The following is an 11,132-nucleotide window of genomic DNA, read 5'->3' on the forward strand; positions in this document are numbered from 1 at the left end:
GCTGGGCGCCGTTCCGTCACGTCCGCCCCCGGGAGGTTGCGAGATGAAGGTGATCGGCGTCGGCTTCGGCCGCACCGGAACGATGTCGCTCAAGCAGGCGCTCGCCGACCTCGGCGCGGGACCGTGCTTCCACATGATCGACCTGATCACGGGCGAGAACAGAGCACGCGACCTCGCCTACTGGGTGCGGATCGCCGACGGCGAGCCGGTCGACTGGAACGAGGTCTTCGACGGGTGGGAGTCGACCGTCGACTGGCCGGCCGCGTCGCTCTGGCGCGAGATCGCCGACGCCTTCCCCGACGCTCCGGTGCTGCTCAACGTGCGCGACTTCGATGGCTGGTACCGCTCGGTCGAGAACACGATCCTGGCGGTCAAGCTGGCGGCGCGGGCCGGCGAGCTGGCGCAGGACGCCAACCGCGAGCAGCCGGCCCCGGAGCTGTGGGGAGTGATCGAGAAGCTGATCTGGGAGGGCGACTTCCAGGGGAGATTCGAGGATCGCGCGTGGGTGCGGAGGATGTACGACGAGCGGATCGAGGAGATCCGCTCGACGATCCCGGCCGAGCGCCTGACGATCTGGAACCTCGGCGACGGCTGGGGACCGCTGGCGGCGATGCTCGGCGTCGCGGAGCCCGCGCACGACTTCCCGCGCCTGCACGACACGAACGAGTTCCGCGCCGAGTTCGGGCTGCCGGCGCTCGCCTGAGCCGGCAGGACCGCATACGGCGCGCGCCCGCTCCGGCCGGCCAGCCGCCCGAAAGCGAGCGCCGTCGCGCCAGCCGCGCCGCAACCTCGGCGCCGGCGACGGGTTGCGAGGGGCATGGCCCACGCGATCGACCGCCGCACGCTGCTGCGCGCCGGTGCCGGCGCCGCCGGCGCCGCCGTCCTCACCGCCCGCTCCGTCCCGCAGGCGCTCGCCGCGGGGCGCGCGGCGCGGCCCAACGTCCTGCTGCTCGTGATCGACTCGCTGCGAGCCGACCACCTTGGCTGCCACGGCGCCGACGTCGCGACGCCGAACATTGACGCGCTCGCGCGCGAGAGCGTGCGCCTGCGCCACGCCCACTCGGAGGCGCTGCCGACGGGGCCGGCGCGCCGCTCGATCCTGACCGGGCGGCGGATCTTCCCGTTCCACGGCTGGGCGCCTCCGAAGGGCCTCAACCAGGGACCGGGCTGGCTCCCGATCGGCGCTCGCGAGCAGACGCTCTTCTCCGCGCTCAGACGGGCCGGCTACTGGACCGGCTACGTCTCCGACAACCCCTTCCTCGCGTTCAACACCACCTTCGCCGGCTTCCGCGGCAGCTTCGACCGCTTCCAGCGGGTCGGCGGCCAGATCGGCAGCCTCCGCCCGGTCTCGAGCGTCTCCAGACGGGAGCTCGAGCGCTGGCTGCCCGACTGGATGCAGCAGCCGAAGTACCGCACGAGCATCCGCCGCTACCTCGCCGACAACGGCCGCGGGCGCGACGAGCGCCAGACGGCCGCCGCGCGCGTCTGCCTGCAGGGCATCGACGTGCTCGAGCAGGCGGCGAGACAGCGCAAGCCGTTCGCGCTCGGGATCGACTGCTTCGACCCGCACGAGCCGTGGGTGCCGCCGCCGCGCTACCTGAACCGGTACCTCGACCGCGCCCACCGCGGCCCGGTCCCGGCCGACCTGCGCTACGGCCGCGCCGACTACCTCGACGCCGCCGGCCTCGCGGCGATGCGCGCCGTCTACTGCGCGATGGTGACGCTCGTCGACCACTGGATCGGCAACGTGCTGCAGCGGCTGGTCGAGTTGAGACTGGCCGACGAGACGGCCGTCGTGCTCGTCAGCGACCACGGGCTGCTGCTCGGCGAGCACGGACTGACCGGCAAGCTCGCGACCGAGCTGCATCCGGAGATGACCCACGTGCCGCTGCTCGTGCGCGCGCCCGACGGCCGCGGCGGCGGCCGCGCGAGCGACTTCTTCGGCTCCACCCACGACATCGCGCCGACGCTGCTCTCGCTCGCCGGCGTGCGACGGCCCCGCGGGATGGACGGCTTCGACCTGTCGCCGCTGCTGCGCGGGAGATCGCCGGGCAGACGCCTCGTCGCCTTCGGCGGCTACGCCAACAGCTACTACGTGCGCGACCGGAGCTGGTGCCTGCTCGGCCGCAACGACGGCTCGCGCAGACGGCTGTTCGACCTGAGGGCCGACCCGGGCGAGACGCGCGACGTCGCCGCCGCCCATCCCGAGGTCGTGACGCGGATGCACCGGCGGGTCGTGCAGGCGACCGGCGGCCGCCCGCTGCCGTTCTACGGCGACTACCTGAAGAGAAAGCGCCAGATCAGAGAGCGCGCGCAGCAGCGCAGAGCGCGATAGCCTGCCGCCGATGGACGAGCTGCTCAAGCTCAGCGCGGACGCGGGCGTCGAGGTGACCGCTGCCGAGACCGCGCTCGAGGACGAGATGCCGCAGGCGGCGCGCGACGCGCTCGACCGCGCCGACGACCTGCTCGCCGCGCTGCGCGAGCGCTGGCCGTCGATGTCACCGGCCGAGCGAACCGTGATCGGCAACGCCGCCGCCGCCGTCCGCAGACGGCGCGACGCCGTCGCCGCGCGCGTGCCGGTCCGCAGAGTGCTCTCCGACGCCCCGGCCGAGCACGACCCCGAGCAGGACGAGGACCCGGAGGCCTAGCGGCCGGCCGGCTCCATTCTCGCGATCGACGCCTCCAGCGCCGCCATCAGGTCGGGCGAGGCCTGCTCCTCGGGCTCTGGTCTCGGCGGTCTGATCGTCTTGCCCTCGGCCTTGCGCGCGATGACCCGTCTCAGCCGCGCGCGGTGGCGGTCTCTCCAGCGCGCCGGGTCGAAGTCGGCCGCCATCGAGTCGATCAGCGCGACCGCCGCTCTCAGCGCTCTCGCGCTCGGCTTCGCCGCTCTGCCGCTGGGCGCGCCGGCCTGCGCGGGGTCGCGCAGCTCGTCGTGGAAGCGCATCGTCGAGAGCGCCAGCAGCGGGCCGTCGGCGCGGATCGCGGCGAGGTGCTCCTTGGAGCGCAGCACGAAGCGGGCGATCGCGACCTGACCGCTGTCGGCCATCACGTCGTGCAGGAGGCGGTAGGCGCGCAGCGTCCCGTCGCTCTCGCCGGCCGGCAGCAGCAGGTACGGGTGGTCGAGCAGCATCGGGTCGACCTCCTCCAGCGCGGCGAACTGCTCGACGTCGATCGTGCGGGTCCGCCGCGGGGCGGCGGCGTCGAGCTCGTCGTCGGTCAGCACGACCGCGCGGCCGTCGTCGAGCTCGTAGCCGTGGCCGACCTCCTCCCAGTCGACCTCCCGCTCCTCCTTGGAGCACCAGCGGCGGATCTCGATCGGCGTGCCGTCGCCGTCGTGCAGCTGGGTGAAGTGCAGCTGCCGATCGCGCACGGCGCTGTGCAGCTCGACCGGGACGTTGACGAGTCCGAACGAGAGCGAGCCGGACCAGAGCGGGCGGGCCATCAGCCTCTTCTCGCTCTCGCTCTGCGTCTCGCCGCTCTTCTGCCGCCGCGTCTTGCGCCGGCTCTCGCCTTCGCGCCTCTTCTCGCGCTCGCCGCGCGTCCGCCTCTTCTCGCCCTTGCCGGCGCATGCCCGCCGCGGGCCCGTCTGCGCGCGCCGCCGCCGGCATGCTCGCCGCGCCGCCGTCTTCTGCGTCTCGCGATCTGCTCGAGCGTCGCGTCGAGCGCGGCGGCGAGGTCGTCGGGCGCCTCCGCGGGCTCCTCAACCGGCGGCTCGATCGCCTCGCCCTCGGCCTTGCGCTCGATCAGCGCCAGCAGCGCGGCGCGGTGCTCGTCGCGGTAGGCGCTCGCGTCGAACGGCTCCGACAGCCGCTCGACCAGCGCCGCCGCCATCTCGCGCTCCTGTCTGCTCGGCGCTCTGGAGGGCTCCGGCACGTCGAGCGACGCGGGCGCGACGACCTCGTCGGCGAAGCGCATCGTCGACAGCCCAAGGACGCCGTCGCCGAGCGGCCGCAGCGCGACGAGCCGCTCGCGCGTGCGCAGCACGATCCGCCCGATCCCCACGCGGCCGCTTCGGGCCAGCGCGTCGTGGAGCAGCCGGTAGCCGTCGTCGGAGCCGTCGCGCGGGCCGAGGTGGTACGGCTTCTCGTAGTAGACGGGATCGACCTGCTCGGCGGGGACGAACGTCTCGATCTCGGCCAGCTTCGCGGCCGGCCCGTCAGCGCTGCGGACCTCCTCGTCGTCGAGCGCGACGTAGGAGCCGTCGCCGACCTCGAACCCTCTGACGACGTGCTCGTAGGGGACGACCTCGCCGCTGCCGGGATCGACGCGGCGGTGCTCGATCTGCGCGCCGTCCGTCACGTGCACCTCGCTGAAGCGGACGCTCCGGTCCTGCACCGCGCCGTAGAGCTTGACGGGGACGCGCAGGTCGCCGACCCCGAGGCAGCCGTTCCAGATCGAGCGAGCCATCTGCCGGAGCGCTACCCGGCCCGCCGGCGCGGCAAGCGCGCCGGTCAGACCGGCATGAAGATCGCGAGCTGGCGCGAGTGGGCCAGCAGCGTGCCGTCGCCGAGGAACAGCAGGCCGTCCTCCTCGACGAGGCCGTCGCGCGCGGTCGAGCTGCGGTACCAGCCGAGCACCGCCTGGTCGGGCAGGCCGGCGGGCGGGATGTCGGCGCGGAAGTGGATCGTCAGGTCGATCGTCGGCGCGACCGCCGGGCGGTCGAGCGGCTCGAAGCCGGGCGGCCACCAGACGTCGGAGCAGAGCGCGACGTAGGCGGCGTCGACCGGGTGCGGCTCGGGCAGCGTGATCCAGCCGCCGGCCTGCGGCGACTCGCCCTCGCGCGGGGCGCGGCCGCTGAAGGGGACGCCGCCGAAGCGCGGCGCGAGCTGGACGCGGTGGGAGATCGCCGGCGCCAGCTCGTGGACGGCGAGCCAGTGCTCCGCGTCGTCGCGGCGCCATCTGTGCGCGTCCAGCCGCGGCGCCTCGCGCGGCGGCGCGGGCGCGGCCGGCGGCGGCGCGGGGAGCCAGGTCCCGGCGGCCTCGAGGTCGGGCACGGCGAACGCGGCGAGCGCCGCGATCGCCTCCTTGCCCTCCTGCCGGGCGGCGACGCGCACGCTCGTGATGCGGCGGCCGGAGCGGATCGTCTCGACCTCCAGCTCCAGCGCGCCGGCGCCGACCGGGCGCAGGTAGTGGAGCGTCAGCGAGCGCAGCCGCAGCGCGTTCGCGGGATCGGCGTGGTCGGTGATGGCGCGCACGACGATCGCGGCGAGGTAGCCGCCGTTGGCGGCGGTCGGCGCGGCCCAGCCGAGGTCGACGTCGGCGACGTAGCGGCCGTCGCCGGTCTTGCGGATCGCCGTCGCGTCGTCGAAGGAGCGCGGCGCGGCGGTCGGGGGGAAGCTGCTCACGCGGTGGAACGGTAGCACTAGGATCGCTGTCCTAGTCCACCCGGGGAAGAGAGCGATGAGCGAGACCTCGATCACCACCGAGCGCCGCGGCCACGTCCTGCTGATCGGCTTGAACCGCGCCGGCAAGCGCAACGCCTTCACGCTCGAGATGCTCGACCGGCTCGCGCTCGCGGTCGGCGAGCTCGAGGCCGACCCGGAGCTGCGGGCCGGCGTCCTCTTCGCCCACGGCGACCACTTCACCGCGGGCCTCGACCTCGGCGACGTCTCGCCGCGGCTGCAGGCCGACGGCTCGCTCCGCACGCCCGCCGGCGGCCGCCAGCCGTGGCGGCTCGACGGCGAGCCGTACACGACGCCGCTCGTCTGCGCGGTGCAGGGCTGGTGCCTGACGATCGGGATCGAGCTGATGCTCGCCTCCGACGTGCGCGTCGCCGCCGCGAACACGCGCTTCAAGCAGCTGGAGGTGCAGCGCGGCATCTACCCGTTCTGCGGCGCGACGCTGCGGATGCCGCGCGAGGCCGGCTGGGGCAACGCGATGCGCTGGCTGCTGACCGGCGACGAGTTCGACGCCGCCGAGGCCCACCGGATCGGCCTCGTGCAGGAGGTCGTCGAGCCGGGACAGGAGCTGGAGCGGGCGATCTGGCTGGCCGAGCGGATCGCGACGGTCGCCGCTCCGCTCGGTGTGCGCGAGACGCTGCTCTCGGCGCAGGCGGCGATCCCCGCCGCCGAGCGCGAGGCGGCGACCGGCCTGCAACGCGCCGCGATCCCGCTGATGCGGAGCGAGGACGGCGCCGAGGGCCTCGCGTCGTTCCTGGAGCGGCGCGAAGCCAGGTTCGCCGGGAGGTAGCTGCGGGTAGGCGCGCGCCATGGACCTCACCTTCTCCCCGCAGGCGACGGCATTCCGCGACGAGCTGCGCGCCTGGATCGACACGCACCACCCGGGCGCGGCGCCGGAGGGGGAGGAGGCGTCGTTCGCGTGGCGCGTGGCGTGGCAGAGAGCGCTCGCCGCCGACGGCTGGGCCGCCGTCCACTGGCCGCCCGAGCACGGCGGCCGCGGCGCGACGCTCGTCGAGTCGGCGATCTTCAACGAGGAGCTGGCGCGCGCCCGCGTGCCGCAACCGGCCAACGTGCTCGGCCTGCTGCTCGGCGGGCCGACGCTGATGGTCCACGGCAGCGAGGAGCAGAAGGAGCGCTTCCTGTCGCCGATCGTGACCGCGGAGGAGATCTGGTGCCAGGGCTTCTCCGAGCCCGACGCCGGCTCCGACCTGGCCGCCCTGAAGACGCGCGCGGTCAAGGTCGACGGCGGCTGGCGCGTGACCGGCCAGAAGGTCTGGACCAGCTACGCCCACCACGCGAAGTGGTGCATGCTCGTCGCCCGCTCCGAGCCCGACTCGGCGCGGCACAAGGGCCTCACGTACTTCCTGATGGACATGGAGCAGGCGGAGGTCGTCGTCCGCCCGCTGCGCCAGATCACCGGCTCGGCCGAGTTCAACGAGCTGTTCCTGGAGGAGGCGTGGATCCCCGACGAGAACGTCGTCGGCGGCGTCGGCAACGGCTGGAGGGTGGCGCTGACGACGTTGATGAACGAGCGCGCCGGCCTCGCCTTCGGCCTCCAGGTGGCGTTGCGGGCGCTGCTCGACGAGCTGACCGAGGTCGCCGCCGCGCGCGGGCTGCTGGCGAGCGAGTCGGTCGCGGAGCGGCTCGGCGACCTGCACGTCCGCTGCGAGCTGCTGCGGCTGACCGCCTACCGCGGGCTGACGGCGACGATGAAGTACGGGCAGCCCGGGCCGGAGGGCTCGCTGACGAAGTGGATGTGGTCGGACACCAACCAGCGTGTGAGCGAGCTGGCGGTCGAGCTGCTCGGGCCCGGGGCGCTCGCGACCGACTCGCGCTGGTCGTTCGAGCTGCTGCGCGCACGCGGCAACTCGATCGAGGGCGGCACGACCGAGATCCTCAAGAACATCGTCGCCGAACGGGTGCTCGGCCTGCCGCGGCTGCGCTGAGGGGGAGGGGGCGCGATGCACTTCGACTTCACCGACGACCAGCGCGAGATCCGCCGGACCGCGAGAGAGCTGCTCGCCGCGCGCTCCGGCTTCGAGCGCGTCCGCGCCGTCGCCGAGCGCGACGACGGCGCCTACGACGAGGCGCTGTGGCGCGAGCTGGTCGAGCTGGGATGGGCCGGGATCGCGCTGCCCGAGGCGGTCGGCGGCCAGGGGCTCGGCGTGCTCGAGCTGGCGATCCTGCTGGAGGAGCTCGGCTACGCGGTGACGCCGTCGCCGATCTTCTCCAACGCCGCCGCCGGGCTGCTGATCGACGCCGCCGGCTCCGACGCGCAGCGCGAGGCGCTGCTGCCGGGGATCGCCTCCGGCGAGCAGACGGCGACGGTCGCGCTCGCCCGCGACGGCGTCGCCGAGCTGGTCCCGGACGGCGACAGCGCCCGCTGGATCGTGCTGGTCGAGGAGGGCAGGGCGATCGTCTGCGACGCGCTCGCCGGCGGCCTGGAGATCGCGCCGCGCGCGACGATCGACCCGACCCGTCGCTACGCGCGCGTCGCCGTCGGCCCCGGCGCGCTGTCGCTGGAGCTGGAGCGCGACGTCGCGGCCGGCCTCGACCGCGCGGAGGTCGCGCTCGCCGCCGAGCTGTGCGGCCTCGCCGAGCGCGCCCTGGTGCTGACGGTCGCGTACGTGAAGGAGCGCAGGCAGTTCGGCACGCCGGTCGGCGCCTTCCAGGCCGTCTCCCACCGCGCCGCCGAGATGCTGCTGGAGACCGAGGGCGCGCGCTCGGCGACCTGGTTCGCGGCCTGGGCCGCCGACGCGGAGCCGGCCTCGCTGGCGCGCGGCGCCTCGCTCGCGAAGGCGGCCGCGAGCGACGCCGGCCGGCACGTGACGGCGGCGGCGATCCAGCTCCACGGCGGGATCGGGTTCACGTGGGAGGCCGACGTCCACTGGCTCTACAAGCGCGCGCAGGTCGACGCCGCGCTGCTCGTGCCGGCGGCCCGCCACCGCGCGCGGGTCGCGCGCCTGGCCGTGGCCGCCGCCGCGGCGCCGGCGGCCGCCGGCGCCGCGGTCGCATGAACGCTGCGGAGCCGGGCTAGGATCGGCCCATGGTCGGTCTCGCCGCAGGCCCGCCCGACAGCGCCGACCGCGCGTCGCCCGACGAGGTCTCGCTGGCGCTCGTCGACGCGCGGCTGCGGGCGCGCGTGATCGCGCTCGCGCCGCATCCCTTCCAGCGCCCGTGGTCGGGCGCGCCGGTCGACACGCTGCCGCCGGCGGAGCGCGACCCGTCGCAGCGGCCGGTCGCGATCCTGCTCGACGGCGAGCCGGCCGGCTTCCTCGTCCTCCACGGCGGCGTCGGCGCCGGCCGCTTCGTCCGGCCGCAGGGCGAGCTGCTGATCCGCGCCTTCCTCGTCGACGCCTCCTGCCAGGGGCGGCGGATCGCCAGCCGCGCGCTCGCCCAGCTGCCCGCGTTCGTGCGGCGGCTCGACCCGACGGTGACGCGGCTCGTGCTGACCGTCAACGTCGAGAACGAGGTCGCGCTGCGCACCTACGACCGCGCCGGCTTCCGCGACACCGGCGCCCGCTACCAGCGCCCCGGCGGCGGCCCGCAGCTCGTGCTCGAGCTGCCGATCTGAGCGGCGGTCGGGCGCGCATCGGCTCTCCGCACGTGCTGAGCACATCCAAAGAGCCAATGCGCCGAACGTGGAGGCGCCGGCTTCGGGGCGCGGGGACGGTGGGAGCGCTGGCGTCGATGCGCCAGACTACGCCGCATGATCGATCGCATCGGACGCGCGGTCGTGCTCGTGCGCGACTACGACGAGGCGCAGGCGTTCTACGCCAAGCTCGGCTTCGAGCCGCTTCACGACGAGCGCCTGCCGGATGGCCGCCGCTTCCTCCACGTCGGCCTGCCGTCGCAGCCGGGCGTCGGGCTGTGGCTGCTGCGACCGGCCGGCGCCGACGGCGAGGAGCGGATCGGCCGGCAGACCGGGGGCGAGCCGCTGCTGGTGCTCTACACCGACGATCTCGCGTCGGCGATCGCGTCGGCGCGGGCGGCCGGCGTCGACAGCTTCGAGGAGCCGCGCGCGGGCGACGGCAGCGCCTTCGTCCACTTCGCCGACCTCTACGGCAACCACCTCCTGCTCGTCGAGCTGCGCGCGGCGGGATAGGGCCGAAGCGGCGGCCAGCGGCGACGCGCCAGTCCGCTGCCGCCGCCCGTCTCGCAACGCCGGTTGCAAGGTCACCCGGTCGCGGGACGGCCGCAACTCGGGCGGCTCCAGTCGGTTGGTAGTCGCGTACGCCAACGACCGATTCGGAGGTCATTCATGCGGCGATTCGCTGCACTTGGCGTCGTGACGTGCGCGCTCGTTGCGAGCGCTGGAACGCTCGCCCCGGCTGCGATGGCGGCGAGACCCACCGTGGCCATCGACACGACGACCAACGTCACCGACACCAGAGCGACGTTGAACGGCAGAGTCAACGCGCAGGGCGAGGCGACCAACTACGCCTTCCAGTACGGCACGACGACCGACTACGGCCAGCAGACCAGACTGGTCGCGCTGCCGGCCGACGCCGGCGAGAGAGCCGTCACGACCGAGCTCGACGGGCTCGTCCCGGGCACCGACTACAACGTGCGCGTGATCGCGAGCAACGCGTCCGGCACCGAGGTCAGCGCCAACGCGACGTTCAGAACGACCGGCACCGCCCCGGCGCCGACGCCGAGACCGAGCGTCACGACCGGCAGCGCCGTCGCGTCGCTCTCGACCGCGACGCTCACCGGCACCGTCAACCCGCAGGGCCGCGAGACCGTCTACTACTTCGAGTTCGGCGAGACCGCCAACTACGGCCAGCAGACGGCCCCGCAGAACGCCGGCTCCGGCGCCACGAACGTCTCGGTCCAGGCCGCGCTCTCCGGGCTCAGAACCGACGCGACCTACAACTACCGCCTCGTGGCGGTCGGCCCCAACGGCTCGATCGCGACCGGTGAGAACAGAACGTTCACGACCGGCGGCAGCGCCTCCACGATGCTGTCGTTCTTCGGCCACACCTCGTTCACCGACCAGAACGGCGTCGGCGGCGTCTTCCTGGGTTGCTTCGGCGCGGTCCAGTGCAGAGGCGGCATGACGCTCGAGCGCAGCGGCAAGCTGCTCGGCGAGCGCAAGGCCTACACGATCAGAGCCAACAACGGCGGCATCGTGCACATCACCCTCAACGACCTCGGCAAGCGTCTGCTCCGTCAGCGCGGCGCCATGAACGTCAGAACGACCGTCCTCAACGAGAACGGCCAGAGAGTGACCGGCACGACCAAGCTGATCCGCTACTCGACCAACGGCCTCAAGGGCTAGTTGTAATTCCTGAGGAGGTTGTTCATCCGGGCCTCCTTGGAGGCTGACAGGTGCTCAAGCCAGTCAGTTCCAAGGAAGGACCCGGATGAAGTTGCACGCTAACGCGCCGCTCGGCCCGAAGGGGCGCGAGATGATGGTGTTGCGAGTGCTCGAGCAGGGGTGGTCGGTCACGGAGGCCGCCGAGGCGGCCGGAGTGAGCGGCCGCACCTGCTCGAAGTGGATTGCGCGCTACCGCGCCGAGGGCCGGCTGGGCTTGGTCGATCGCCCTTCGACGCCGAAGCGCAGCCCGACCCGCACGCCGGAGGACCGGGTCGAGTTGATCGCTGCGTTGCGCAAATTGCGAATGACAGCAGCGTTGATTGCGTTCTGCCTTGGGATGGCGCTTTCGACGGTCTCGGCCGTCTTGCGGCGGATCGGTCTTGGCAAGCGCTCGAGGCTGGATCCTGTCGAGC

The 11,132-nt window shown here is 73.8% G+C and carries 13 protein-coding genes; 10 read left to right on the forward strand and 3 right to left on the reverse strand.

What is annotated here, in order from left to right:
* Positions 1–43: 43 nt before the first annotated feature.
* The 3 genes from BDZ31_RS23740 (at position 44) to BDZ31_RS23750 (ending at position 2,648) form a co-directional block, all read left to right on the forward strand.
* A complete protein-coding gene (locus tag BDZ31_RS23740) occupies positions 44–703 on the forward strand; it encodes a sulfotransferase family protein (protein ID WP_183345845.1) in 660 nt (219 codons plus the stop codon).
* 114 nt (positions 704–817) lie between these two features.
* The gene (locus BDZ31_RS23745; protein ID WP_183345846.1) at positions 818–2,335 is read left to right on the forward strand and encodes a sulfatase family protein; all 1,518 of its coding nucleotides are present in this window, start codon (positions 818–820) and stop codon (positions 2,333–2,335) included.
* Between the two features lie 10 nt (positions 2,336–2,345).
* A complete protein-coding gene (locus BDZ31_RS23750) occupies positions 2,346–2,648 on the forward strand; it encodes a hypothetical protein (protein ID WP_183345847.1) in 303 nt (100 codons plus the stop codon).
* Here the strand turns inward: BDZ31_RS23750 and ku (BDZ31_RS23755) are convergent.
* From ku (BDZ31_RS23755) to BDZ31_RS23765, 3 genes are read right to left on the reverse strand one after another with little or no spacing between them, the layout of a single operon-like run.
* Positions 2,645–3,442, reverse strand: coding sequence for a non-homologous end joining protein Ku (gene ku / locus BDZ31_RS23755; protein ID WP_183345848.1), 798 nt, complete (start codon positions 3,440–3,442; stop codon positions 2,645–2,647). The genes BDZ31_RS23750 and ku (BDZ31_RS23755) overlap by 4 nt on opposite strands.
* Positions 3,442–4,407 carry a non-homologous end joining protein Ku gene (gene ku, locus BDZ31_RS23760; protein ID WP_183345850.1) on the reverse strand — a complete coding sequence of 322 codons (966 nt, stop codon included), beginning with the start codon at positions 4,405–4,407 and terminating at the stop codon, positions 3,442–3,444. Before ku (BDZ31_RS23760) ends, ku (BDZ31_RS23755) begins: the two co-directional genes overlap by 1 nt.
* 44 nt (positions 4,408–4,451) lie before the next feature.
* The gene (locus tag BDZ31_RS23765; RefSeq protein WP_183345852.1) at positions 4,452–5,345 is read right to left on the reverse strand and encodes an acyl-CoA thioesterase domain-containing protein; all 894 of its coding nucleotides are present in this window, start codon (positions 5,343–5,345) and stop codon (positions 4,452–4,454) included.
* A 55-nt stretch (positions 5,346–5,400) separates the two neighbouring features.
* Here BDZ31_RS23765 and BDZ31_RS23770 point away from each other — a divergent pair, with 55 nt between their 5' ends.
* From BDZ31_RS23770 to BDZ31_RS23800, 7 genes are all read left to right on the forward strand, one after another.
* Entirely contained in the window at positions 5,401–6,189 is a 789-nt protein-coding gene (locus BDZ31_RS23770; protein ID WP_183345854.1) for a crotonase/enoyl-CoA hydratase family protein, read from the forward strand.
* 19 nt (positions 6,190–6,208) lie between these two features.
* A complete protein-coding gene (locus BDZ31_RS23775) occupies positions 6,209–7,345 on the forward strand; it encodes an acyl-CoA dehydrogenase family protein (protein ID WP_183345856.1) in 1,137 nt (378 codons plus the stop codon).
* 15 nt (positions 7,346–7,360) lie between these two features.
* On the forward strand, positions 7,361–8,416 hold the full coding sequence (locus tag BDZ31_RS23780) for an acyl-CoA dehydrogenase family protein (RefSeq protein WP_183345857.1): 1,056 nt from the start codon (positions 7,361–7,363) through the stop codon (positions 8,414–8,416).
* A 29-nt stretch (positions 8,417–8,445) separates the two neighbouring features.
* Positions 8,446–8,973 (forward strand): GNAT family N-acetyltransferase, encoded by a 528-nt coding sequence (locus BDZ31_RS23785; RefSeq protein ID WP_183345859.1) that lies wholly within the window; start codon positions 8,446–8,448, stop codon positions 8,971–8,973.
* A gap of 135 nt (positions 8,974–9,108) precedes the next feature.
* Positions 9,109–9,504, forward strand: coding sequence for a VOC family protein (locus tag BDZ31_RS23790; RefSeq protein ID WP_183345863.1), 396 nt, complete (start codon positions 9,109–9,111; stop codon positions 9,502–9,504).
* A 249-nt stretch (positions 9,505–9,753) separates the two neighbouring features.
* On the forward strand, positions 9,754–10,680 hold the full coding sequence (locus BDZ31_RS23795; protein WP_183345865.1) for a fibronectin type III domain-containing protein: 927 nt from the start codon (positions 9,754–9,756) through the stop codon (positions 10,678–10,680).
* Positions 10,681–10,765: 85 nt separating this feature from the next.
* The coding region (locus BDZ31_RS23800) for a leucine zipper domain-containing protein (RefSeq protein ID WP_183345867.1) at positions 10,766–11,132 on the forward strand (367 nt) is incomplete at its 3' end.

Origin of the sequence: Conexibacter arvalis, assembly GCF_014199525.1 — a bacterium.
GTDB lineage: Bacteria > Actinomycetota > Thermoleophilia > Solirubrobacterales > Solirubrobacteraceae > Conexibacter > Conexibacter arvalis.